This window comes from Vibrio sp. Vb0349 (genome assembly GCF_033338975.1).
Window position 1 is genome coordinate 46636 of record NZ_JAWOTS010000012.1, and the last position, 24730, is coordinate 71365.

At 44.0% G+C, this 24730-nt stretch carries 21 protein-coding genes; 8 read left to right on the top strand and 13 right to left on the bottom strand.

All coding sequences use genetic code 11. The features are described 5' to 3' along the window. Positions 1-391: 391 nt before the first annotated feature. The 8 genes from R7Q47_RS14560 to R7Q47_RS14595 all read right to left on the bottom strand — a co-directional run bounded on the left by R7Q47_RS14560 (position 392) and on the right by R7Q47_RS14595 (position 8280). Positions 392-865 carry a DUF2947 domain-containing protein gene (locus R7Q47_RS14560; RefSeq protein WP_154204471.1) on the bottom strand — a complete coding sequence of 158 codons (474 nt, stop codon included), beginning with the start codon at positions 863-865 and terminating at the stop codon, positions 392-394. 13 nt (positions 866-878) lie between these two features. Beyond that, on the bottom strand, positions 879-1466 hold the full coding sequence (locus R7Q47_RS14565) for an HD domain-containing protein (RefSeq protein WP_005376917.1): 588 nt from the start codon (positions 1464-1466) through the stop codon (positions 879-881). A 1-nt stretch (position 1467) separates the two neighbouring features. Further along, positions 1468-2052, bottom strand: a complete 585-nt coding sequence (gene rimJ, locus R7Q47_RS14570) for a ribosomal protein S5-alanine N-acetyltransferase (protein WP_005376916.1) — start codon at positions 2050-2052, stop codon at positions 1468-1470. Between the two features lie 36 nt (positions 2053-2088). Beyond that, positions 2089-3633 carry a transcriptional regulator TyrR gene (gene tyrR, locus R7Q47_RS14575; RefSeq protein ID WP_154204470.1) on the bottom strand — a complete coding sequence of 515 codons (1545 nt, stop codon included), beginning with the start codon at positions 3631-3633 and terminating at the stop codon, positions 2089-2091. Positions 3634-3733: 100 nt separating this feature from the next. Then, on the bottom strand, positions 3734-4774 hold the full coding sequence (locus R7Q47_RS14580; RefSeq protein ID WP_154204469.1) for a YcjF family protein: 1041 nt from the start codon (positions 4772-4774) through the stop codon (positions 3734-3736). Further along, positions 4771-6147, bottom strand: a complete 1377-nt coding sequence (locus tag R7Q47_RS14585; protein ID WP_154204468.1) for a YcjX family protein — start codon at positions 6145-6147, stop codon at positions 4771-4773. The genes R7Q47_RS14580 and R7Q47_RS14585 overlap by 4 nt, the downstream gene beginning before the upstream one ends. A gap of 255 nt (positions 6148-6402) precedes the next feature. Beyond that, a complete protein-coding gene (locus tag R7Q47_RS14590) occupies positions 6403-6588 on the bottom strand; it encodes a hypothetical protein (protein ID WP_005376906.1) in 186 nt (61 codons plus the stop codon). A 174-nt stretch (positions 6589-6762) separates the two neighbouring features. After that, on the bottom strand, positions 6763-8280 hold the full coding sequence (locus R7Q47_RS14595; protein ID WP_005376905.1) for a fumarate hydratase: 1518 nt from the start codon (positions 8278-8280) through the stop codon (positions 6763-6765). 270 nt (positions 8281-8550) lie between these two features. Between R7Q47_RS14595 and pabB the strand changes: the two genes are divergently transcribed. Then, positions 8551-9915: an aminodeoxychorismate synthase component I gene (pabB, locus tag R7Q47_RS14600; protein WP_154204467.1), complete on the top strand. Its 1365-nt coding sequence runs from the start codon at positions 8551-8553 to the stop codon at positions 9913-9915. 366 nt (positions 9916-10281) lie between these two features. Here the strand turns inward: pabB and R7Q47_RS14605 are convergent, their stop codons facing one another. Further along, the gene (locus R7Q47_RS14605; protein WP_151514958.1) at positions 10282-11982 is read right to left on the bottom strand and encodes an ATP-binding protein; all 1701 of its coding nucleotides are present in this window, start codon (positions 11980-11982) and stop codon (positions 10282-10284) included. Positions 11983-11989: 7 nt separating this feature from the next. After that, a complete protein-coding gene (locus tag R7Q47_RS14610; RefSeq protein ID WP_005388282.1) occupies positions 11990-12529 on the bottom strand; it encodes a heme NO-binding domain-containing protein in 540 nt (179 codons plus the stop codon). Between the two features lie 231 nt (positions 12530-12760). Between R7Q47_RS14610 and R7Q47_RS14615 the strand changes: the two genes are divergently transcribed. The 5 genes from R7Q47_RS14615 (at position 12761) to R7Q47_RS14635 (ending at position 18908) form a co-directional block, all read left to right on the top strand. Continuing rightward, entirely contained in the window at positions 12761-13360 is a 600-nt protein-coding gene (locus R7Q47_RS14615) for a CoA pyrophosphatase (RefSeq protein ID WP_005376901.1), read from the top strand. 345 nt (positions 13361-13705) lie between these two features. Continuing rightward, positions 13706-14959: an aromatic amino acid transport family protein gene (locus R7Q47_RS14620; protein WP_005388284.1), complete on the top strand. Its 1254-nt coding sequence runs from the start codon at positions 13706-13708 to the stop codon at positions 14957-14959. Positions 14960-15056: 97 nt separating this feature from the next. Then, positions 15057-16418, top strand: coding sequence for an L-serine ammonia-lyase (locus tag R7Q47_RS14625; RefSeq protein ID WP_005376899.1), 1362 nt, complete (start codon positions 15057-15059; stop codon positions 16416-16418). Positions 16419-16630: 212 nt separating this feature from the next. Further along, the gene (locus tag R7Q47_RS14630) at positions 16631-18346 is read left to right on the top strand and encodes an EAL domain-containing protein (protein ID WP_318089220.1); all 1716 of its coding nucleotides are present in this window, start codon (positions 16631-16633) and stop codon (positions 18344-18346) included. 94 nt (positions 18347-18440) lie between these two features. Beyond that, a complete protein-coding gene (locus R7Q47_RS14635) occupies positions 18441-18908 on the top strand; it encodes a GNAT family N-acetyltransferase (protein ID WP_053304301.1) in 468 nt (155 codons plus the stop codon). A gap of 89 nt (positions 18909-18997) precedes the next feature. Here R7Q47_RS14635 and queD read toward each other — a convergent pair whose 3' ends face one another. Then, positions 18998-19360 (bottom strand): 6-carboxytetrahydropterin synthase QueD, encoded by a 363-nt coding sequence (queD, locus tag R7Q47_RS14640; protein ID WP_005376896.1) that lies wholly within the window; start codon positions 19358-19360, stop codon positions 18998-19000. 293 nt (positions 19361-19653) lie between these two features. Between queD and R7Q47_RS14645 the strand changes: the two genes are divergently transcribed. Together R7Q47_RS14645 and asnS are read left to right on the top strand one after the other, a co-directional pair. Continuing rightward, a complete protein-coding gene (locus R7Q47_RS14645; protein ID WP_053304300.1) occupies positions 19654-21279 on the top strand; it encodes a methyl-accepting chemotaxis protein in 1626 nt (541 codons plus the stop codon). Between the two features lie 189 nt (positions 21280-21468). After that, on the top strand, positions 21469-22869 hold the full coding sequence (asnS, locus tag R7Q47_RS14650; RefSeq protein ID WP_017636101.1) for an asparagine--tRNA ligase: 1401 nt from the start codon (positions 21469-21471) through the stop codon (positions 22867-22869). A 91-nt stretch (positions 22870-22960) separates the two neighbouring features. Here asnS and R7Q47_RS14655 read toward each other — a convergent pair whose 3' ends face one another. Together R7Q47_RS14655 and R7Q47_RS14660 are read right to left on the bottom strand one after the other, a co-directional pair. Then, positions 22961-23185 (bottom strand): hypothetical protein, encoded by a 225-nt coding sequence (locus tag R7Q47_RS14655; RefSeq protein ID WP_033905633.1) that lies wholly within the window; start codon positions 23183-23185, stop codon positions 22961-22963. Between the two features lie 98 nt (positions 23186-23283). Beyond that, the gene (locus R7Q47_RS14660) at positions 23284-24675 is read right to left on the bottom strand and encodes a PLP-dependent aminotransferase family protein (RefSeq protein WP_154204464.1); all 1392 of its coding nucleotides are present in this window, start codon (positions 24673-24675) and stop codon (positions 23284-23286) included. Positions 24676-24730 lie beyond the last annotated feature (55 nt).

Consider the following 24730-nt stretch of genomic DNA (forward strand, 5'->3'; position numbering starts at 1 on the left):
ATTTTGCTAAATTAGAAAAGTTATTGGCGCGTTTTTGTCCATACGATACCAGTAGGTCGACTGTGATCACCAAGCGATTCTGTCGTACTTTATCGTGACTAACCAGCGGATTTTTAAGCTCGAGTATGAGTTACTACAATTAATGCTCAAATCTTCACACGCGAACTTTAATCCGTTGAACCATAAATAATTCTGAATTGTCCCACCAGCGCCCCACTTTAGTTGGTGCATAATACCAACCAGTAAAAACAATCACTTATAGCTTGGGTGTATATACCACCCAAATCTATACTCACGTTATCGAGCGCGGGGCTGGCGGTGTGTTGAGTCCATTATCCAGCCTTTAGAAAAACAAAGCCACCTCGAAAAGGTGGCTTTGCTTTATAACTCGTTATTGACGAACACCGAGTTTCACATTGCCTTTTGAATCAAACCAAAGTGCTTGCGAACGGCGACGTCCTATTAGTATCGGACCATCGTCATAAAAGAGAAAGTTCTTCCAGTGCTTTTTAAAAATAGACCATTTCGTTTCGATGACATTGTACTTCTCGTAGCAAAAGTAAACGGTCACATCGTCTTGCCAATCGATATGTGCCTCAGCTTCCGCTGGCATGTCAGGATCATCCAACTCCCACGCAGCCATCCAATCCACAGTTTCAGACCAATTCGCCTCGTTCATTGGCCAGTCTTGGGAACTTAGTCTATCCATATCAGGGCTTTGAGCACTGATATTTTCTTTCCAAAATTGTGCTGAGCGGGCTTGGCTCATCGGCTTAATAAAAGCCAAATCTTCTTCTGGCACAGGCATCGACTGATGCGTAAAAATCCATTTTCTTTGGTATTCGTCCAAAGGCAAATAAGACATTCAGTCTCCTTTATTACGATTTCAGCCAACCTTTCTCTGTGGCTTCTTCAATCAACTCTTTCGCTTTGTCCCATAAGGTAACAGAGCCAAATTCAATTCGTTTATTAATGGTAAGTGCTTGTTCGCGTGAGACACCATGTTCCTTCCAACTCTGACCATTATTATGGTAGTTCAAGAGCATTGGAATTAACCGATCGAGTGCTTTTGCATACTTAGCATCATCGGTCTGCGCGGCTTCAAATTCATGCCAAAGCGCCAATAGCTCTTGCTCCTGATCGCTGGGTAACATACCAAACAAGCGCTCTGCAGCTCTAATTTCTTTTTCTGCTTGCTCTTGAGACGCAGCAGTATCATAAACAAAGGTATCGCCCGCGTCGATCTCTACTACGTCATGTATCAATAACATTTTCATCACTCGGCAAATATCAACAGGTGCATTCGCATGCTCTTCCATCAATATTGCCATCAGTGCGACATGCCAACTATGCTCACCACTATTTTCGAGGCGCCCTTCAGCACTTTTAACTCGAGTTCGGCGCAAAATGCTTTTGAGTTTATCGAGCTCGATTACAAGTGCTAACTGCTTTTCCAATCGTTCCATACTATCGCCCTTCTGGCTGCCAATTCGGATTAATAAGCGACGTTAGAACGTGGTCTTGCCACTCACCATTAATCAAAAGGTAATCTTTTGCATACCCTTCTCGGTTGAACCCTACATGCTCTAGCACAGCTTCACTGCGTTTATTGTGAGGCATGTAGCCAGCTTGAATACGATGCAGTTTCTGAACGTTAAACATGTAGTCGCAAGCCATGGTTAATCCACGACGCATATAACCATGCCCTTGCGCTTTTTCAGCGAGAGAATATCCGACGTTACAAGAATAAAAAGGAAAACGACTCAAACTACTAAAGGATATCGTACCTAGCATTTCACCCGAAGAGGCTCTGACTAAAAGGCAATAATACCCCAATCCCATTCGATGCAGCTCATTGAGCTTGATAAGCTTTTGCAACCAACCGTTCACTGAGAAAAAAGCCTCTTCACGTTTCGGTTCAAACGGTTTCAGGTATTCTCGGTTGGCTTGAAAATATTCGGCAATCATATCTGCGTCACCGATTTCAGCGGTACGAAGAAGCAAGTCACCGTCCAACTTATGAACGGCGATAGATGAGCTGTTATCTTCCATTACAAATGATTAATTCCGTCTTTTCGTTCAATTCGATTAATTCTTACGGATACCGTAATCACGCAGTTTATTAGCGATTGAGGTATGCGATACATTTAAGCGCTTAGCAAGCTTGCGGCTTGATGGGAATGACTGATACAAACGTTCCAGAACTTGAGATTCATAATCACGCATGATCTCATCCAATGAACCGTCGATGTTAAGCGTTGCACTACCAGCGCCGACTGACTGAGGCTGAGGTAAATTGAAGTGATCCGCGTTTAGTATACCACCATCCATTTCCGTGAGCGCTCGAAGAACCATGTTATCCAGCTGGCGCATGTTTCCTGGCCACTGATAATTTGCAAGGGCATCAACTAGACCATCATCAAACTCTGGCTTATCAATCCCAAGCTGTTGAGCATGTTTCGACACAAACAACTCAAGCAATGGTGCAACGTCGTTTGAGCGCTTGCGTAACGGAGGAATGCTGAGCGTAAGTACGTTGAGACGATAATACAAATCTTCACGGAACATTCCTGCTTCAGAAAGCTCGGCAAGGTTATGTTTTGTTGAAGCGATGATACGAACATCGACATGCATCTCATCTTCTGCACCGACACGACGGAAATTACCATCTTGTAGAAAACGTAACAGCTTGATTTGAAGATGCGAGCTCATTTCACCGATTTCATCAAGAAATACCGTCCCGCCATTTGCTTGCTCAAAGATGCCTTTGTGGCCTTGTTCATGATTAAATGAACCCGGCGCATGACCAAAAAGTTCGGTTTCGGCTACATCGTCAGGCATCGAAGCACAACTCAAAACTAGGAATGGTTTGCTCGCACGGCTAGAACGGCTGTGGCAAGCTTTAGCAAGCATTTCTTTACCGGTCCCCGTTTCGCCCTCAATCAACAATGGTTGGTCAAGCACAGACAGCTTCTTAGCTTGGTTCATTAGTGCTTTATGACGGTTCGATATACCAACAAAGTGCTCAAAACCCAGAGGATTATGCAGCGGTAGCGCTTCTTCAATTCTGGCAACTTGCTGACTAGAGCGAATCGTCATTAGAGTACTCGCTAGAGTCGAGTTTTGCGCTTCGTCTCGGATATAAACGGGCATCAACTCTAGAACATAGTCCAAGCCATCAATCACAAGGTTTTCCCGCGTTCGACCATTAACACCTTCAGACCAACGAGAGAAACGAACACTTGGTAACAAAGCACCGATTTGAGTACCAATCACTTCTTGCTTGTGAAGGCCAAGCAATGAAAGTGCAGACATGTTTGCCATGTCTACGGCACCTTTAAGATCAATGGCAAAAACCGGATCGGGCAAGTTATCAACTAACGAGAGCAGCTCCGTATTGTGGCGCTCCATCGGCATAAACTGGATTTTACGTACGTCTTTCACCCCCGGAATACGGCGGATTTCAGCCATCAGCTCACTAAACGTATCAAAATCAATATCCGGGCAATTCAAATAGATAATACCGCTAATATCGATTTCGATACCACGCAAGTCGATGCTTTTAGACGCTAAAATATCGAGCAGTTCTCGGGTCAAGCCGAGTCGATCTTCACATAAGACTTCAAGACGCACTTAAAATATCCCAATTCACAACTGTCAGGAAAAGTTGACAGTAGTTTCTATCATGCTTGGAATGGCGTCAAGCAATCCTATCCATCAAAGTTGATATTCGTTACGGTTTCATCGTAATTGATGCAACTTTCGCCGCCACTGTCTTGCGTATGGTGCCCAACTTAACCTGACGGTCAGGATACCAGGGTAGTGGACGCAATAAGGTCATCGCTTTCAAGCCCAAACGTGCCGTTAGAATACCAACACCTAGTCCCTGCCCCGCACGAGCAGAAACTTTGCCAGCAAGATCCATCGACATCAAATCCATACTGGCATCAATAGCGAGCTCACTGGCACCAGCCGCCGCCATATTGACAAATACCGCTCTTAGTAACTTGATGCGAGATGCATAACCTAGCTCTACCCCATATACCTTGGAGAGGTTGTCGATCATTTTGAAATTTCGCCAAGCCACCAGCAACATATCAGCGGCAGCCAGAGGGCTCACGGCGACTAGGGCCGCACACTCGGTTGCGTGCTGTGATACGATTTTCGTTGCCAACTTGTCTTGTTGGCTCACCACCATCGAGTCATACATATCAAGAATTTCAGCGTCACTATGAGCAGGGTTAATACTGTTCTGCCAACGATCAAAGCCCGGGTTCTCTGCCATCACACCACTTTGTTCTGCTACGGTTTCGCAAAAGTCTTTCCCTTTCCCAACGCTCTCACTATTAACAAGTGCTTCTGCTTCTTCTTGAACACTAAAATGATTTCGTAGTTTTCGCAGTTTCCAAAGCTCTTTACCCATAGCTCCTAAACCAAGCGAAGCGATCGCAGCAATAAACCCCGTCCAGCTTAAGGCCAGCCAATCAGAAGCCTGAATTGCGGTTACAACCGAGTCCACCGCTTGCCAGCCAACCAAACCAGCAAAAGTTGCAAATGCGCCAGTCGCGAGCCATTTTCTGCCCGATTTTGGACGAATGACATGCTCGAGTTGCAATTCCTGTTCGGTCTCCTGGTGCGCTTCTTTAACTTCAACAGGTACAAATGTTTCTTTTTCGCCGAATGTTTGCTGCGCCGTCAACTCTGGTTGATTCGATTGCTGATCTTTTTCCATTACCTTTTCAGAGAAAACTTGTTTTTGCTTCAACTCACTCATTTCAATTTATCTCCAATCAGGTAATCCAGTGCTTTGTCTAAGCGTATGTGCTTCACTGGCTCATCATTCGGTGAGGGCATCGGACGAAACGACGTAAAATCAAACCCGTTGTTTTGCCAATAAGCTGCATTTGGTAGCTTTTTCGGCACCTCTCCGGGAAACATAGTCATCGGCTCACCACCCAATGTTGTTCCTTGTAACGCCGGGATGGTCTTATCTCCAGAGGAAATAAACCCCGTCGTGGTTGCTTGGATGGAAGCGATACTCATGCAGCTCATCTCAATATTCTCGTAGGCTGCCGTTTGCCATGCTGGATGCACCATTTGTTGGAGCAGAGACACCAAATTTGGGTGCTGATCGGGCGTGATATGATCCGCTTTTGTAGCAGAAAACAACACTTTGTCGATTTTTGGTGAGAACAAGCGACGCAAAAAGCTACTACGACCATAACGGAAGCTATGCATGATCTGTTCTAGCGCTTGGCGCATGTCGTAAAACGCTTCATCACCAGCATTGAGAGGCTGCAAACAATCCACCAGTACAATCTGGCGATCGAAGGTCGCAAAATGATGCTTATAAAACGCTTTCACTACTTTCTGTTGGTATTCCTGAAAACGGGCTTCTAGCATCGCTAAGTTACTGCCCTTGGGCGCTTTGCTTTCCGAATCAGCACGACACGGAAAAAACTGTAGCACCGGCGCGCCTGCTAGCTCACCAGGTAATACAAAGCGGCCAGGCTGAACCCAATGAAGGCCAGCGTCTTTACAAGAATGAAGGTACTCTGTGTATATGTGTGCAACTTTCTCAAGTAGTTTCTCATTCACTTCTGCAAAGAGATCCACTTTCTCCAGTTCAGAAAGCCAAGCTTTGGCTAAATCGCCACGCTGGCCTTTAAGTGCATCAAACTGAGTTTGCGACCACGTTGCAAAGTCCATGTCCAATAAAGGCAGGTCGAGCAACCACTCTCCTGGATAGTCGATAATATCAACATTTAAAATTGCGGTTTTACTCAACAGCTTTTTCGTAGTTTTATTTGGTTTGTACTTGAGCGCTAAGCGAATCTCACTCACATCACGTGTCGGTACTGGCCACTGAGGTGGAGTCGCATGAATTTGGCTCATCGCCTCATCGTAAGCAAAGCGTGGCACCATCATATTCGATTGAGGCTCACGCTTCGCCCCAATAAGGCGCTTATCTCTAGCCACAGTCAAAAGAGGCAAATTGTCATGGGTTGCAGTATGAAGAAGCTGATTCACTAATGACGTGATGAATGCCGTCTTACCGGCACGAGAAAGTCCGGTGACAGCAATTCGAACATTAGAGTCCATACCTCTGTTGATAAAGTCATTAACTTCTTTCTTTATTCTCTTCATTACGCTTCTTTATCTTACTCCACTTTAAAACAACGTTGTCAGCGACTTCGAATTTCGAGCTATGAATACTGTTCTATCCCGAATTCTTTGAGTTTAACTTTATATACCTTAATAAAAGATGAACAAAACATCCGGCTTAATGCTGTGTTAAAAAAGAAAAGCCCCTGAGTGGTTCAGAGGCTTACTTAATCTACAGCATTAGTTACTCTATATGCGCTGATTACTATGTTAAACAGGAACCCGCTTTCTTTAAGCCTAGTCGTCTTCGATCAACTTATAGATAACAAATAGAGCGATTTCTAAAATCAGCCACAACACACATGTGATGGTCACGTACTTTTCATCAAAGATGCTGATACCGTGAAGAATCAAGTCATAGCCAACAAAGCCACCTATCACTACAGCAAGAATAATTTGTAGAATCTGAATAAAACGAGGCATGCCGTCTCCTAATTATTGTTCGCATAACGTTTGATTGCTATGCCTAAAGGTTTATATCCTTAATTATATAGACAAAAAGTGCAGGTTTCGCTGCACTTTTGTCAATTGTTTGCTAGGTAAATCAGCACCTTGTCACATTCTCTCTACTGAGACGCAGCAAGATTGCCCTTTGCCTTATGCTTCCATCTCTTGAATTTTCACTTTCCAAGTGTCTGGACCAATTTGGTGCGCGTTAACACCATTTGAGTCGACTGCCACTGTTACTGGCATATCTTCAACTTCAAATTCGTAAATCGCTTCCATACCTAAATCTTCAAATGCGACAACGCGAGCTTTCTTGATCGCTTTCGCCACCAAGTACGCAGCGCCACCGACAGCCATTAGGTAAACCGCTTTGTGATTCTTGATAGATTCAACCGTTGCAGGGCCACGCTCAGCTTTACCGATCATGCCCATGATGCCTGTTTTTTCTAGCATCATATCGGTGAATTTATCCATACGCGTTGATGTTGTTGGGCCAGCAGGACCAACGACTTCATCACCAACTGCATCAACAGGGCCTACGTAGTAAATGAACTTACCGTTTAGATCTACGCCTTCAGGCAGACCTTCGCCATTATCTAGCATGCCTTGAATACGTTTATGCGCAGCATCACGACCAGTCAGAATTTTACCTGATAGAAGAACCGTTTCGCCTGTCTTCCACTCTTGTACTTCTTCTTTAGTAATTGTATCTAAGTTTACGCGACGCGTATTTTCGCCCGCTTCCCAAGTGATGTCTGGCCAATCTTCTAGTTTAGGTGGTGTTAGCTCTGCTGGGCCGCTACCATCAAGCGTGAAGTGCACGTGACGAGTCGCCGCACAGTTCGGTATCAAACAAACAGGCTTAGAAGCCGCGTGCGTTGGCGCAGTTTTGATTTTAACGTCGACAACAGTCGTCAAACCGCCAAGACCTTGCGCACCGATACCAAGTTTGTTCACGCGATTGAAGATATCCAAACGAAGCTCTTCTTCTGCGTTTTGTGGGCCACGGTCAATAAGCTCTTGAATATCGATGTGTTCCATTAGAGATTCTTTTGCCAATACCGCTGCTTTTTCAGCCGTACCGCCGATACCAATGCCAAGCATGCCAGGAGGACACCAGCCCGCCCCCATTGTTGGTAGCGTTTTTTCTACCCACTCAGCAATATCGTCAGATGGGTTTAGCATCACCATCTTAGTTTTGTTTTCGCTACCGCCGCCCTTCGCAGCGATCTGAATTTCAACTTTATCGCCCGGAACCATGTTGATATGTACGACGGCAGGCGTGTTGTCTTTGGTATTAATACGTTTACCAGCAGGGTCCATAAGTACTGACGCACGCAACGGGTTATCAGGGTTCGTGTACGCTTGTCGAACACCTTCATCTACCATCTGCTGAACCGTCATGTCGGTCGAATCCCATTGCACGCCCATACCGATGTTGACGAAACACGTCACAATACCAGTATCCTGACAAATTGGACGGTGACCTTCTGCGGACATTCGGGAGTTAATTAAGATCTGAGCAATCGCGTCTTTAGCGGCTTGGCTCTCTTCGCGGTGATAGGCTTTTTCAAGAGCTTGAACAAAGTCTAGCGGGTGGTAGTAAGAAATATACTGTAGCGCATCAGCGACACTGCTGATCACATCCTGCTTGCGTATTACCGTCATTACATGCCTCGTTATAGTTATGCTTCCATTATTGGCTTGGCTTCAATCGTGTTTGTTGAGCTTATTGCTCTTTTGAGCTTCGTTTTTTATAAACAATTGTCGAACGGCTGATATCGACACACGAAATGCTGAAGTTGCCTACTTGTAAACCATCTCAAAACCCTATGAATAGAGGGAGTTTGGCTATACAGAGGAATATGATACTCTTGCTGCCCATGACATGCCATGCAGTGAACGATCTCTTTGTCACAAATTACACAAATGAACAACATGGACAATCAATTCATTGATTTTAAAGCGCTGGAATACGCACCAGAGTTTACTCTTCACCTTTTTTCTCGCATTCAACACCTACCTTGGGCGATGTTGCTGCGTTCTGCATCAAAAACGCATATCGATAGCCGCTTCGATGTATTGGTTGCCAACCCAATTGCAACGTTAGAAACCACTGCCGACAACACACAAGTTGAAACGCCATCGAATGCCTATTCAACTCAAGATGACCCATTTGCGCTGCTTCATCAGATGCAAGAACAGTGGCTTCCTCACGTAGAGTTAAATAAAGAATTGGATTTGCCTTTTGTCGGCGGTGCGCTAGGTTACTTCAGTTACGATTTAGGTCGCCGCGTAGAAACGATGCCAGAAGTGGCAGAAAAAGATCTCAACACGCCGGATATGGCGGTAGGTCTGTATGAATGGGCCGTCGTTGTTGACCACAAGCTTAAAAAAGCATGCTTAGTCGGTCAGAACATCGAGCAAGCTTGGCAATGGTTAAACGAGCAAAAAGCAGAACAAACCGTTGACTTCGCTTTGTCTGGTGCTTGGCAGTCAAACATGACAAAAGAGAGCTACGCCACTCGCTTTGACAAGGTGCAAGAATACTTGTTGAGCGGTGACTGTTATCAGATCAATTTGGCGCAACGCTTTAACGCACCGTATCAAGGCAGTGAGTGGCAAGCGTATCTAAAATTAGAGTCCGCCAACCAAGCGCCATTTTCCGCTTTTATCCGTATGCCTGAGTCTTCGATTTTGAGTATCTCTCCAGAGCGCTTTTTAGAGCTCAAAGATCGCGTCATTGAAACAAAACCAATCAAAGGTACTCGCCCTCGCAGCGAAGATCCAAAGCAAGATAACGCTAATGCCCATGACTTGCAGACAGCGGAAAAAGATCAGGCAGAAAACCTGATGATTGTCGATTTGCTGCGTAATGATATTGGTCGAGTTGCATCACCGGGTAGCGTTCACGTTCCAAAGCTGTTCGATATTGAAAGCTTCCCTGCCGTGCATCATTTGGTGAGCACCATTCGTGCAAATTTGGATGAACAATACGCTCCTGCGGATTTGCTGCGAGCGTGTTTTCCAGGCGGTTCAATTACGGGCGCACCTAAAGTTCGCGCAATGCAGATCATTGAAGAACTGGAGCCGCATCGACGCAGCGCGTATTGCGGCAGTATTGGCTACATTTCACGCCATGGTCGTATGGACACCAGCATTACTATCCGAACTCTTGTAGCGGAACAAAACAAACTTTACGCTTGGGCTGGCGGCGGCGTCGTGGCAGATAGCGATTGCGCCTCTGAGTATCAAGAAACGTTGGACAAGCTTTCAAAGATTTTACCAGCGCTGCAATCGTAGATTTCAACCGCGGACAACGTCGCTTTAATGCTATTGACGAAAACAATCTAAAATGCCTCCAGAACGGATAATGCCGCTCGTTTAACAGCGAGTGGCATATTTCTGTATCTCATCACCCTGCACAGCGACGAAAGAGCGTGATACAGGTTCTTCTATTCGAGCACTTTGTGGTCAAATTTGTTTCATTACCCGCTCATCGTGCTGCTACTAGATTCTTAGTCTCGCCAAGGCTCGCTAGAATGACCCAAAAAACATCGTTAAATGATCGGCATTATCCAGTGTGGTGCGTTTTTCTGTGTATTTTATTTGCATGTACTTTAGCTTTTAGCCGTTGGCCAACAAAAATTCTTTTTTAAAAGGAAGCGTCTACTGCTCAAGCCACTTACACATAATCTGTTCAATATCGGTTGCGGTGTACGGCTTAGTGAGGATGTCGTCCATGCCTGAATCAATACACTTTTGACGCTCTTCGATGGTAGTGCCAGCGGTTAATGCAATAATAGGATGAGTAAAGCCACGCTCTCTCAGATACATCGTCGCCTCATAACCATCCATTTCAGGCATTCGGCAGTCCATGAATATCAGTTCGTAGTCTTTACTTTTCACCGCTTCTAATGCTTCTTTGCCGTTGGCTTTTAAATCAGGTGTAATGTCGAGTTTTTTCAGCATTTGAGTAACAATGACTTGATTCATTCTGATGTCATCAACCACTAATATTGAGCGTCCTGCTAAATCGCTTCGCTCTATGGTGACCAATTCCCCCTCTGCTGTGCCTTGTGCTTGCCCTTCCTCAAGAGGAATAGCAACTTTAAAAGTTGTCCCTTTGCGCTCTTCACTCTCAAAGCTAATTTGACCTTGCATCAAATCCACGAGATTTTTACAAATCGCGAGACCTAAACCTGAGCCTTCAAAGCTGCGTTTCGCTGAGCGATCAACTTGGACAAATGGATCAAATAGTGACGGCTGTGCTTTTATTGGGATGCCAATACCAGTGTCTTCAACCTCAAAATAAGCCGTGCCGTTAAGCCATTCCACCCGTAACACGACGCCACCCAAGTGAGTAAACTTAATCGCGTTTCCCACCAAGTTAACCAAAATTTGTGTAATGCGCTCTAAGTCACCGACTAAAAATTCTGGAATCCCCAGCTTTTTGTCGATAGAGAAATGGATGCGTTTTTCAGCAGCCTTAGCTGCAAATACACCCATGATGGCTTTTTCAAGCTCCTCCCAGGCAAAAACTTTATGTATGATTTCCATCATACCGGCATTCATCTTACTGAAATCAAGAAGATCATTAATGATCACTCTCAATAAGTCCCCTGATTGAGTCAAATTGCTCAAGTATTGACGTTGCTCTTCTTCTAATTGGGTTCGACTCAATAACTCCGCACTACCCAATACGCCATTGAGAGGAGTTCGCAGCTCATGGTTAATCATGGCGACAAACTCCTTCGTCGCTTTTTCTGATTCCTCAGCCCGCTTTCTCAGCTCGACCTCTCGCTCTAAACTTAAGTGTCGACCAATAACACCATGAACTAAGTCAGACACGAGCTCCATCTGTTTGGAAATAAAAGACTTATCGATTTGATCTTGCAACACAGAGAAAATCAACTCCCCAACCGTTTCCCCATCAATGATAACTGGCAAATGCAAATTCTCTCCCTGCCAATTAGGAGAGGTTAAAATCTCGTTGTTATGACGAAGCTGTAAGTGACCAAAGTGATGACGACGCAATGAGCTCAGCTTTGTCGCGTCAAGAAACAAGTAAGCCGCAGAAATGATCGAGTTAGAAGTGAGCTGCTCAATAAAGCTCGCTATCATTGCTTCATCGAACGTGCTCGATAAAAAAGTACGACCGAACTTAATCAACGTGGCATCAATTTGCTCTTCAAACTCAAACTTACGAAGATCCTTTTTAGATTTCAGCTCTAGCTTTTTCAATGCAACACTGAGTTGCTGGTTGGATTCATATAACTCTAAGCTTTTCTGTTCCAACAGCTGCTCAGCTGCTTTTCTTGATGCAACTTCTCGTTTGAGTTTCCTTTCTAATGAGGAACTTCCCGTCATATCGTTCTTATTGAGCCTCTAACCAAAAACGTACTTTGCTACCATCTTCTGACTGGTTTTGATGTTTGATATGAACTACCTCACCAAAATGTGCAGCACAACCTTTTATCAATCCTAAGCATACGTGAGACATACATCTTGCGCTGTGGTAGTCAAATACCAATTGGGATTGGTTTTCACTAATGAAATCAAATTGCGGAGGGTTAGCATCAGGATAGAGCTTCTTAACTTCGACATGAATAAAATCTTCAACATGGCGAACAAATTGAAACGTCGTTTCACACTGTTGCAAACTGGCGTGACTAGGAATAGAGCGAAGTAAATTCAAAAAGACGCACTCTCCAAACACCTCTTGCAGTTGCTCGGGGGGAACACCAGATACTTTACTGAGATTCACGATCAACTTAACTAAGTCTTTGTGATCGTAACTACCAACAGCGGTGTAAACACCTTCATCGTTAGAAAGATCGAGAACTTGGTCTAACACATCAAGACCGAATTTCTCTTCCACTAACTCCATGAACTCGGTGAAAATAATCCCTTTCATTGGCCAATACTTGCCCTATAGTGACGTCCTAAAATAAAGAATGGTGTATAACCTTATAAGTTTCAAATTAATATGTTCAAGTAGAGTGAGACACACGACACAAAGAGGGAAAGTGCTGGCGAGTGTTTTAATGCGAATGCTTTATTTGGTAACCAGTAACGATAACGCCATACGCTTTGCCGTCTTTGAGTATAATAAATAATGGTTAGGCACGATAAATAAGGACTCAGTTTGGTTATCGACAAAACTCATTTACTACAGAACTTTCAATTTCGGCTTCCAACGGGCTACCACAAAGAGTCCCTTGCACGACTGAAATGGATGAAAGAAAAGTCCCTGAGAGATGCGGCAGTCTTAATCGGTTTTGTGGAACGCGATGACGGGTTACAAGTCATTCTGACTAAGCGTGCAGCCCACTTACGCCATCATCCGGGACAAATCAGCTTTCCCGGTGGCAAATATGAGCAGGAAGATATTCAGCTCGTGAATACCGCTTTAAGAGAAACCAAAGAAGAAGTTGGGATAGAAGATGAGCATATTCATGTGTTTGGTCAACTGCCTACACTACCAACGATTAGTCAGTTTAATGTGACACCTTTTTTGGCTTTTGTTTCTCCGGAATATAAAACGCATATTGACCCAAATGAAGTAGAGTCAGTTTTTGAGGTTCCTGCCAACCATATTCTGAACCCCAAAAAATTGTATAGCACCAAATTTGACCTAAAAAGAAGCAGTCATCGTGTATTTGCTATCCCATATAGACAGCATTTCATCTGGGGCATGACGGCACAAATTATCGAATCAATGCAAAAACATATTATTTCACATTAAACAGTTGTTGATATCGGTGCTTTTATAGGCGCGATCATTATGCGCATCAATATTAATAAAACGTTGCTTCATAAACATTCATTCACATTAGATTAATTTTCCATTTTCACCGCAAACGCTTGCGGTGAAATAAATTTATACAAACAGCCCTATTGATAAGTTTTTCTAATTTTACTCATTAGCAGAAATCACGAGTAGCACATCATTTTCGTGATAAAAAGCAGGTTTTTGACATATCATTCAATAAGCGTAAGCAATAAATGATTTAGATCTAATTTTCCTAGTGTAAAATCTTGCAAAATTACTCCCGACTTATTTCCTGTTCCCAAAATGAGTAACTAAAAAATGAATACAACTACTTCTGCGGTTTCTACCGCACAATCGTCTAGTAAGTTTTCTTACAAAGACTTTACCTGGTGTCTGTCCCTTTTTGGTACGGCAGTAGGTGCAGGTGTACTGTTCCTTCCTATTAAAGCAGGTGCAGGTGGCTTCTGGCCATTAGTAATCCTAGCCCTAATCGCAGCACCAATGACTTGGTTCGCACACAAATCTTTAGCTCGTTTCGTTCTTTCTGCGAAAAACCCTGAAGCGGACATCACCGACACAGTAGAAGAGCACTTTGGTAAGACTGGCGCAAACCTTATTACGTTCGCTTACTTCTTCGCTATCTACCCAATCGTACTTATCTACGGTGTTGGTATCACAAACACAGTTGACTCTTTCCTAGTTAACCAAATGGGCATGGAATCTATTCCTCGCTGGCTACTTTCTGGTGCACTTATTGCTGCAATGACAGCAGGCGTAGTATTCGGTAAAGAGCTTATGCTGAAAGCAACTTCAGCAATGGTTTACCCTCTCGTGTTCATCCTACTAGCACTGTCTGTATACCTAATTCCTGGTTGGAACACTTCAATGATGGAAGTGTCACCTGACTGGGGTGCAATGCCAGCTATCGTTTGGCTAGCAATCCCTGTTATTGTGTTCTCTTTCAACCACAGCCCAATCATTTCCCAGTTCTCTAAAGAGCAACGTCGTGTATATGGTGATGACGCAGTTAAGAAAACTGACGCTATCACTGGTGGCGCAGCAATGATGCTGATGGGCTTTGTTATGTTCTTCGTTTTCTCTGTTGTACTTTCTCTGTCTCCAGAGCAACTAGCAACAGCGCAAGAGCAAAACATCTCTGTTCTTTCTTACCTAGCAAACGTGCATGAATCTCCACTGATCTCTTACATGGGTCCATTGGTTGCTTTCGCAGCGATCACCTCTAGCTACTTTGGCCACTTCTTAGGTGCGCACGAAGGTCTAGTTGGTCTAGTGAAATCTCGTTCAAAATCACCAGTAAGCAAGATCGAGAAGATGTCTCTAATCTTCATTGTAATCACAACTTGGATCGTTGCTATCGTTAACCCAAGCATCCTAGGTATGATTGAAACAATGGGTGCACCGATGATTGCGGCAATCCTATTCTTGATGCCAATCTTCGCAATGCAAAAAGTTCCTGCGATGGCTAAGTACAAAACTTCAGCACCTGTGCAAATTTTCACAGCAATCTGTGGTCTTGCTGCAATTAGTTCTGTAATCTACGGCGCTCTTTAATCATCTCTGCCCAGTGCAGTATGATTAATCCAAAAATATAACGATAAAATTAAGCCTCCCAACTCCCCTTGGGAGGCTTTCTTCTGAGGTAATCGATATGATTAGTGTTTTTGATATCTATAAAATCGGTGTTGGACCTTCAAGCTCACACACTGTAGGCCCAATGAAAGCGGGTAAAGAGTTTATTGATGATCTTCGTGCAATGGGAAAACTGCGCGACATCACTAAAATCACCGTTGACGTTTATGGATCACTATCACTGACAGGGAAAGGTCACCACACAGATATTGCTATCATCATGGGTCTTGCAGGCAACACTCCTGAGAAAGTTGATATCGATTCTATCCCGGGCTTTATCGCTCGTGTAGAAGAAACTGAACGCCTTCCTGTTGGCATGCACTGTCACACAGTATCGTTCCCACGTGAAGGTGGAATGAACTTCCACAAAACAAACCTAGAGCTACACGAAAACGGCATGCAGATCCACGCTTGGATTGATGACGAAAAAGCGTACTCAAAAACTTACTACTCTATCGGCGGTGGTTTCATCGTTGATGAAGAAAATTTCGGTAAAGAAGCTGAAAACCCAGTAAAAGTACCTTACCCGTTTACAACGGCAGAGGAACTGGTTAACCAATGCCACGAAAGTGGATTGTCCATCAGCGCACTAACCATGAAGAATGAGCATGCGCTTCATTCAGATGAAGAAACTCGTACTTATTTCGCGAACATCTGGCGCACAATGCGCGAGTGTATGGATCGCGGTATGAATGAAGAAGGTATTTTGCCTGGTCCACTACGCGTGCCTCGTCGTGCAGCAGCACTTCGCCAGCAGCTACTTACTTCAGAAAAGACGACAAACGACCCAATGTCTGTTGTTGATTGGGTAAACATGTTTGCTTTCGCAGTAAACGAAGAGAACGCAGCAGGTGGCCGCGTTGTTACAGCACCAACTAACGGTGCGTGTGGCATCATCCCTGCGGTACTGGCTTACTACGATAAGTTCATCCAAACTGTGACTGAAAAAGATTACATCCGTTACTTTGCGGCTTCTGGCGCAATCGGTGGTCTTTACAAGCGCAACGCGTCTATCTCTGGTGCAGAGGTTGGCTGTCAGGGTGAAGTTGGCGTGGCATGTTCTATGGCAGCAGCAGGCCTTGCTGAGCTTATGGGTGGTAGCCCAGAGCAAGTATGTATGGCAGCAGAAATCGCGATGGAGCACAACTTAGGTCTAACGTGTGACCCAGTTGCAGGTCAGGTTCAGGTTCCATGTATTGAGCGTAACGGTATTGCGGCAGTAAAAGCAATCAACTCTACTCGCATGGCACTACGTCGCTCTTCAGCTCCAACTGTTTCTCTAGATAAGGTTATCGAAACCATGCTAGAAACAGGTAAAGACATGAACGCGAAATACCGCGAAACATCTCAAGGTGGTCTAGCAATCAAAGTGATTTGCTAATACGACTTTCTGAATACCAATCAAAACCCGAGTTTATGCTCGGGTTTTTTTATACCCAAAAAAACCTAGGAGAATACGTTATCAGGACAAGTAAAAAAAACCTAAAACGTTGAATATATCCAAATATTATGGATATCTCAGTAAAAAATCACATCTCTTCCCTAGCTTTATTGATAACGTAGCCAAAAATTAAACTTGGAGCACATCAACACATGATTAGGTTTGAAATTGGAAACCAAATCTGCGTTTGCTTGTCCGAAAACGAAATATCTCTAGAGCTCAATCAGTCACTCCACCACTCCATTCCTGTCAACCCAAATGAGTACGCCATTCTGTCAACTATCGCCACATACGGCAGTTTAAATACGCCGATTAGTCAGCGGTTAATAGAAAGCAAAATCACTCAACAATACAAAATGACACTGCCTGAAAATGGCTTTAAAAACGCGGTGGCCGCTCTAAGAAAGAAATTTCGCAAGCTCACGGAAGAACATTTAACCACTAACAAAAACATTATCGAAAACATTCACCGGACCGGATACTTCATCCCTTTTACTATGCAAAACAACCATCAGAATGGCATCGAACATCAACAGAAGATCAATCAATACACAACCAATAGTCTTCGCAAAGCGCTTCGTATTTGCCTGCGTAATAAAAAGATCTATTCAGAAGCAATGTGGGTTGTGTTGATCACTGCGATCATTTTCTTTGCTATCTGTTACTACGCGATAAACAGCATCGTTAAACATAATTATCTGGATAACGCCTTCGAAATTGCAGAGAACCTTTCCCGCAGGAGTTGCTTTGCTAATGAAAGCGAACTGAAGTCACTATTTGATAATGTGAAGTTGGTGGAATCGAGCATGATGCTAGATCGTTTCAATATTCGATGCTTAGTCACTCCAGAAACCGTTGTCCCTGTCAGCAAAAAAGCCTTTGAAGAGTGGAGTAACAATAACAATTACACCACCCAATCATTTGACTTAAATAACGCAACCGTTTTGGTTCGTGTTAAAAACATTAACTTATCCGACAATGTTGAAAATCATATTTCACGTTTTTTTCTTTCTGGTATGAAGCTATCAACGAATACCGGAACGTCGTTAGAGATTGGTAACACCAATGAACGCTTTTTCAATTATCACGTAAAGAATAGTGGCTATAAAGAGGTGTATTACATCTCTGGACCGTTTCAAAGTATCATTCTACTGAGCTTACTTTTTCTCATTATACTGCGTCACCGCTCCCTACAAGCCTTTATGGCTTACTTGTGCGCAATTCGACAATTCAAAATAAAACTGGAACCGATTTATAACACTTCGGCACAAAAGATTGTGCACTACGAAGCCCTCTCCCGGTTTAAGGTAAAAAATACGCAACGGTTTATTGAAACACTGATCCGCAATGGATTGCTGCTAACTCATACCTTACTGGTGATTGATTCCATCTACACCAAACAAAAAGCGTTGCCCATCCCTATCAGCATTAACGTTTGTCCTTCTTTGCTGCGAGGGCGTAACTTTTCAATCCTATATAGAGAGCTATCTAATCGGGATTGCCGTTTGCTGACAATCGAAATCACAGAAAATGCATCGATGTACTATACCTCTGAGATTTATGGCAATGTCGCGAAACTAAAAGCTCTGGATTGTAAAATCAGTATTGATGACTTTGGCACCGGTAATAATAATGTGGCGCTTATCAGCAAGCTGAATCCGGACTATCTCAAAATCGACCGAGAATTAGTTATTGGCCTAAAAACTGATGATAAAAAGATAGAAACCTTGCGTCAGTTAATTGCTATGGGCAATACGTATCGCTGCACGGTCATTGTTGAAGGCGTAGAAACGGCAGACAGTGCTCACTTACTCACAACATTGGGCGCATACATTCACCAAGGTTATTATTACCCTCTTCATTGCTAGCTTTTCTTCACTCGGTTAGTTACTTAAAATAGATTTAATACTCTATAAAAACTCGTGGTGGCATAACGGTATGCCGCCAATTTGTGATTGAGCGATGATTGCGATTAAACCCACCAAACTGAAAGATTTTTCAAGTTTGATGCAATTGGATGTGCAAGAAGAGCAAAAAGGATTTTTTACACCGTTTGAAATGGCTTATCAAAAACGTAGTAAGTCAGAGGCGTTCTTTACGATTTATTCTGATGACCTATTAGTAGGCTATCTTGTTATCGATAAAGGTTTCTCCCAACATGCGCCGTTTGCTAAACGATACGAACTGGAGCTTAAATACTTGATGATTGATCAACGTTTCCAACGTCAAGGGGTTGGGAGTGAGGCATTGCGTAAACTGTTCCTTTATGCGTATACCATTAACCCTAAAAGCACCTCTCTTTGCTCCACTGTTCCACAAAGTCAGCAATACGCTATGAGTTTTCTTGATGCGTGCGGATTCATTAATACAGAGGAAACAACATTGGGTGATAATGAAAAAGAATGGATTCTACGACACCCATTAAGCTAGCAGGCGAAGCATAATCAAAATTGGGGCATTCAGATACAACAAAGGCAAGCTTCTCGCTTGCCTTTGTTTAATGCTCAATGGAAAGTGACTTATTCACCTTTGTAAATACAACCCGCTGTGCACGTTTCTTTGATTTCTACTTTACTTAGCAGTGGTAAGCTTGGCTTAAGCTGCTGCCAAATCCATTTTGCTAATACTTCGCTAGTCGGGTTCTCTAACCCTTCAATGTCGTTTAGGTAGTAATGGTCTAAGCGATTGTAAATTGGTTTAAATGCAGCTTTGATCTCTGCAAAATCCACTACCCAACCTGTATGTGGATCAACTTCACCTTCTACATAAAGACGAACAAGGAAAGAGTGTCCGTGCAAACGACCACACTTGTGACCTTCTGGTACGTGTGGCAAATGGTGTGCTGCTTCGAACATAAACTCTTTGTATAATTCTGTTTTCATCTTGATTCTCAGGCTTTAAAAAGACAGGCAATACTAAGGAATTCGCTGCCAAGAGACAAGCGTTACCCCATACAAGCGTAGCAAAAACTTCCGCTGGTTCCTGGCCTCTTTGCTATCACTCACACCAAAGCGCCGTATTTCTGTCACGCGCCAAACATTTGATTACACAGCACTCACATCACAATTACATATCCCCAACATGTGTGGGGTCACAATCATTCATTTCGTTGTTCGCAGTGCGCATTTGTGCACATTAATATTGTGCAGTTCGTTCCAATTACACTTATAAATTTATGCGCTCAACTATCACTTTTAAGCTCTTACTGGCGTTAATTGCTGTCTTCAGCTGCGTTCTAGCTGCCTCTACGGCTTACCAATACCATCAACAAAAAACCTTAATCAATGATGTTCTTAGTGAACAACTCCATGATAAGGCTAGCAATTATTTCGATAGCCTAAATATGATGATGCTTACGGGCACCATGTCGCAAAAAGAAACCTTACGTCAAAAGGCCCTGACCCAAGAAGGCATTGAAGCAGTTCGCGTGTTGCGAGCTGATACTGTGACCAAACTTTACGGACCTGGGCAACAAAACCAGCAGCCTGTCGATGATATTGATCAACGAGCGTTGAATGGTGAACTGGTGATTGAACCAATCTCAGCCGATTGGGGCAAAGGGTTAGTAGTCGCACTACCAATGAAATCGAGCGAAAATTACCGTGGCACCAACTGCGTTTCTTGCCACGTTGCACCAGCAGGAGAAGTGTTGGGCGCGATTCGCTTGGAATACAACATGAACCACGTCAATTCAATGATCAGTAAACAGGCAATGTTTGCGATGGGAATAATGGCCGTAATCGCATTTGTGGGCTTCATCATAACGATGAGTTTGATTCAGAAAATCATTGTACGACCAATTCAAAGAACGTCGAAATTCATGTCGAATGTGAGCCATAGCAAAGATCTATCTCAACGACTTATGCATCACCAACAGGATGAAGTGGGCCAACTTTCTACTTCAATCAATTCATTCATGGATACGGTCTCCGAAAGCTTAGAACGTGTGCAAGACACCTCTCACTCACTTGCCGACTCCGCGAGTAAACTAACTGCTGTCGCGCAGTCCACAGATAAAGCGGCCAATAACCAACAGCTAGAGACCAACGAAGTACAAATTAATATCACCGATATGTTGCAGCAACAAACTGCGGTTGAGGACTCGACTAATAATGCTACTGTTTTGGTCAATCACACCGTTGATGTCGCCACTCATAGTGCAAGCCAAGCACACAATGTAAGTGAAGACATCAAACAACTAGTAAGTAACATTGATACCGTACGGGAAAAAATCAGCTCTCTAAACCAAAGAACCGAAGAAGTGTCGTCCATTCTTGTGGTTATTAAGGGTATTGCAGAACAAACCAACCTGCTCGCGTTGAATGCTGCTATTGAAGCCGCCCGTGCCGGAGAGCAAGGACGCGGTTTTGCGGTCGTCGCGGAAGAAGTGCGTAACCTGGCTTCTAGGACGGCTGAAGCCACTGGTAATATTGAACATATCATTTCTCAATTCCAGCAAGGAAGTGAAGAGTCATTAACTTCTGTTGATACCGTCTGCCAGTTTGCTCATCAACGCTCTGTCGATGTCGAGGCACTATCAGCCACAATGCATAACGTTGTTGACGAGATGCGCCAAGTTCTCAGGCATGCAGAAGATATCCAAAACCAGACGCAAACCACATCTGATGTAAGTCAGCATATTCAATCTAAAATAGATGTGATCACACTGCATGCTAACGACACATCGCAATCAGCATCGCACACGCGTGATATTAGTGTTGATTTAGAGCATCTATCCGAACGTTTAGAGCAATTACTAAACCAATTCACACTTTCAGAGCACAAAAGAGTGAATAAATAGAGAGATTCTCCCCATCAAAACGAATATAAAGGTTGATGCGAGCGAATTGACAGGTAATATGTCTCGTTGAATCTGTAAAATGCTACCCAACTCAGCGCTTAGCTTGTTTTTTGAACAAAAATGTTATTAGACAAGTACTTTAAGTAAGCGTTGAGTTGAATTTTTACCTCAATGGAGAATATTGAAAACATGACTTACGCGCCTGTATCAGACGTATTGAAAGGTCAGCTAGCAGTAGACAGCGAAGTGACTGTTCGTGGCTGGATCCGTTCACGTCGTGATTCCAAAGCTGGAATCTCTTTCCTTGCCATATATGACGGCTCTTGTTTCGACCCGATTCAGGCCGTGGTCCCAAATAATCTTAATAATTACGAAGACGAAGTATTAAAGCTAACGACTGGCTGCTCTGTTGAAGTAACTGGTAAGATTGTTGAATCTCCTGCAAAGGGTCAAGACTTCGAACTTGCTGCCACTGACGTTAAAGTGGTTGGTTGGGTTGAAGATGCTGAAACTTACCCAATGGCAAAAACTCGTCACTCTATCGAGTACCTACGTGAAGTTGCGCACCTACGTCCGCGCACAAACGTAATCGGTGCAGTAGCACGTGTACGTAACTGCCTATCTCAAGCAATCCACCGCTTCTACCACGAGCAAGGTTACTTCTGGGTATCTGCGCCGTTGATCACGGCTTCAGATGCTGAAGGCGCTGGTGAAATGTTCCGTGTATCTACGCTAGACATGGAAAACCTTCCTCGCACTGACGCTGGTAAAGTGGACTACAACGAAGACTTCTTCGGTAAAGAGACGTTCCTAACCGTATCTGGTCAGCTAAACGCAGAAGCTTACGCTTGTGCGCTAAGCAAAGTTTACACTTTCGGCCCTACTTTCCGTGCTGAAAACTCAAATACAAGCCGCCACCTAGCAGAGTTCTGGATGGTTGAGCCTGAAGTTGCGTTCGCAGAACTGGATGATGTAGCGAAACTGGCTGAAGACATGCTCAAGTACGTGTTTAAAGCAGTGCTTGCAGAGTGTCGCGATGACCTTGAGTTCTTCGCTCAACGCATCGACAAAGAAGCAATCACTCGTCTAGAGCAGTTCGTTTCTTCTGACTTCGCGCAGGTTGACTACACTGACGCAATCCAGATCCTTCTTGATTCAGGTCGTGAGTTCGAATTCCCAGTTGAATGGGGTATCGATATGTCTTCTGAGCACGAGCGTTTCCTTGCTGAAGAACACTTCAAAGCACCTGTAATCGTTAAGAACTACCCGAAAGACATCAAAGCATTCTACATGCGTGCTAACGATGACGGTAAAACAGTTGCAGCGATGGACGTTCTAGCACCGGGCATCGGCGAAATCATCGGTGGTTCTCAGCGTGAAGAGCGCCTAGACATTCTAGATGCACGTATGCGTGAAGTGGGTATCGATCCTGAACATATGAGCTGGTACCGCGACCTACGTAAATACGGTACAGTGCCACACGCAGGCTTCGGTCTAGGCTTCGAGCGCCTAGTATCTTACGTAACTGGTATGGGCAACGTTCGTGACGTGATCCCATTCCCACGTACTCCTCGCTCTGCGAACTTCTAATCACTTTTTAGTGATATTGAATTAAAAAGACCTCCCATGTGGAGGTCTTTTATTTTGTACGAATGATTTTCTAGCAACCGGTGTATGCACTCTAGTTGTTATCTTCGTCGTCATCCTCATCTGCTCGCGCTGCGTATTTTACTCCAACCACACACAAGCCAAACATTACAAATGGGATAACGGCAGCAGTGTATTCCGTCCAAACCATATGAGAGAAAGATTTCGCCAATATCAAGTGTGCAAACACCAACAAAAATGCGCTAAAAATAGCAACACCCATCAACCTAAGTTCATGCTTTACCAACTGCTTTTTCATTACGGCTCCTAACCTAAATGGTTGTCTGCCCATGATTGAAACACAGCTTCGGTATCGTCCACTGATACAGTTTGAGCAAAAAACAGGTAAACAGTTGGCTAATGAAGTAATTCTCCGACCGTCTTCACGGCTTGTTCTAATTCATCATTTACAGGTAACGATGTATTAAGCCTCAGGTAGTTCTCATAATTTGGAGCGACAGAAAACAACTGACCAAATGCTACAGTGATGTTCGCTTCCAATAACTTTTGATAAATCGCTTTTCCGCACTTTGTTTTCGGCAGTTCTATCCAAAGAAAATAGCCGCCTTCCGGTTGCGTGTAACGAATCGATTGGGGAAAGTACTTATCAACCAGTTCAATAAACGCCAATTGCCGCTGCTCAAGATTCTTTCGCAGTTTTCTAAGATGGCTATCATAACTATCGTTTTGTAAGTAATGCGCGATACCCTGCTGGATTGGTGCACTGCCTGACAACGTCGAGATAAGTTGCAGCTTTTGAAGTTGCTCATTGAAGCGTTTGTTTACCACCCAGCCCAGCCTATAGCCAGGGCAAAGGCTTTTTGAAAATGATCCACAATGCAACACGCGCTCTTGTGTATCAAAAGCTTTAAGTGAGCTTGGCTTTTTTTCAGAAAAATAAAGCTCTGAATACACATCATCTTCGATCAAGTACACATCGTATTTATCAGCCAGTTCGACGATACGTTGCTTCTGCCCGTCACTTAATAAGGTTCCTGTTGGATTGTGAAAGTTAGTCATTAACCAACATGCGCGAACATCATTGTCGGCAAAAGTCGCTTCAATTTGATCCACTGAATGTCCAGTTAACGGATCCACCGTTATTTCTATCGCCTTTAGACCTAAACGTTCAATCGCTTGAAGTGCGCCATAAAACGTCGGTGATTCAACTACAACAGTATCTCCAGGCTGGGTCACGGCCTGAAGGCTCAAATTCAACGCTTCTAATGCGCCAGAAGTAACGACAATATCATCATGGGTAAACACCATACCTTGTTGGATGTACCGTTGAGCAATCAAACGGCGTAGAGACTCACAGCCCGGCGGCAAGTTATCCAATAACGTCTCTGCCCCCATCTTCCTGCCTGAGCTGGCTAGGTTGCGGTTTAGCGCTTCTAATGGGAACAATGCTGGGTCTGGAAACGCGGAGCCAAACTTCACCGCATTCGGTGAGGCCTGATTTTTGAGGTAGTCGTAAAGTTCATCGTTGATGCTAGAGCGATAAACGGAAGTGGCTGGAGAACTCGGTTCGAAGCGGTCCAACTCCGCAGTCACAAAGTATCCAGACTGAGGTTTCGCTGCGACCCAACCTTGTGCTTCGAGCAGCTGATAAGCTTGTAATACCGTACCTGCGCTGACAGAATGGTTTCGGCTTGTTACACGCACTGATGGCAGCTTTTCCCCTGCTCTCCATGTATTTTGCTGAATCTGCGTTTTGAACAGCTCAGCCAGTTGACGGTATCGGTTCATGTTTCCCTCATTTCACTTACAGCCGCACCATAGCATACTTCGCGCCAGCATTCTG

What these genes read in the sequence shown, in the direction of transcription:
- R7Q47_RS14560 (WP_154204471.1), bottom strand. Translation starts at nt 865, where the DNA reads ATGTCTTATTTGCCTTTGGACGAATACCAAAGAAAATGGATTTTTACG.
- pabB (WP_154204467.1), top strand. Translation starts at nt 8,551, where the DNA reads ATGGACAATCAATTCATTGATTTTAAAGCGCTGGAATACGCACCAGAG.
- R7Q47_RS14620 (WP_005388284.1), top strand. Translation starts at nt 13,706, where the DNA reads ATGAATACAACTACTTCTGCGGTTTCTACCGCACAATCGTCTAGTAAG.
- R7Q47_RS14630 (WP_318089220.1), top strand. Translation starts at nt 16,631, where the DNA reads ATGATTAGGTTTGAAATTGGAAACCAAATCTGCGTTTGCTTGTCCGAA.
- rimJ (WP_005376916.1), bottom strand. Translation starts at nt 2,052, where the DNA reads ATGGAAGATAACAGCTCATCTATCGCCGTTCATAAGTTGGACGGTGAC.
- R7Q47_RS14645 (WP_053304300.1), top strand. Translation starts at nt 19,654, where the DNA reads ATGCGCTCAACTATCACTTTTAAGCTCTTACTGGCGTTAATTGCTGTC.
- R7Q47_RS14660 (WP_154204464.1), bottom strand. Translation starts at nt 24,675, where the DNA reads ATGAACCGATACCGTCAACTGGCTGAGCTGTTCAAAACGCAGATTCAG.
- R7Q47_RS14565 (WP_005376917.1), bottom strand. Translation starts at nt 1,466, where the DNA reads ATGGAACGATTGGAAAAGCAGTTAGCACTTGTAATCGAGCTCGATAAA.
- R7Q47_RS14590 (WP_005376906.1), bottom strand. Translation starts at nt 6,588, where the DNA reads ATGCCTCGTTTTATTCAGATTCTACAAATTATTCTTGCTGTAGTGATA.
- R7Q47_RS14655 (WP_033905633.1), bottom strand. Translation starts at nt 23,185, where the DNA reads ATGAAAAAGCAGTTGGTAAAGCATGAACTTAGGTTGATGGGTGTTGCT.
- R7Q47_RS14625 (WP_005376899.1), top strand. Translation starts at nt 15,057, where the DNA reads ATGATTAGTGTTTTTGATATCTATAAAATCGGTGTTGGACCTTCAAGC.
- R7Q47_RS14580 (WP_154204469.1), bottom strand. Translation starts at nt 4,774, where the DNA reads ATGAGTGAGTTGAAGCAAAAACAAGTTTTCTCTGAAAAGGTAATGGAA.
- R7Q47_RS14585 (WP_154204468.1), bottom strand. Translation starts at nt 6,147, where the DNA reads ATGAAGAGAATAAAGAAAGAAGTTAATGACTTTATCAACAGAGGTATG.
- R7Q47_RS14595 (WP_005376905.1), bottom strand. Translation starts at nt 8,280, where the DNA reads ATGACGGTAATACGCAAGCAGGATGTGATCAGCAGTGTCGCTGATGCG.
- R7Q47_RS14605 (WP_151514958.1), bottom strand. Translation starts at nt 11,982, where the DNA reads ATGACGGGAAGTTCCTCATTAGAAAGGAAACTCAAACGAGAAGTTGCA.
- asnS (WP_017636101.1), top strand. Translation starts at nt 21,469, where the DNA reads ATGACTTACGCGCCTGTATCAGACGTATTGAAAGGTCAGCTAGCAGTA.
- queD (WP_005376896.1), bottom strand. Translation starts at nt 19,360, where the DNA reads ATGAAAACAGAATTATACAAAGAGTTTATGTTCGAAGCAGCACACCAT.
- R7Q47_RS14610 (WP_005388282.1), bottom strand. Translation starts at nt 12,529, where the DNA reads ATGAAAGGGATTATTTTCACCGAGTTCATGGAGTTAGTGGAAGAGAAA.
- R7Q47_RS14635 (WP_053304301.1), top strand. Translation starts at nt 18,441, where the DNA reads ATGATTGCGATTAAACCCACCAAACTGAAAGATTTTTCAAGTTTGATG.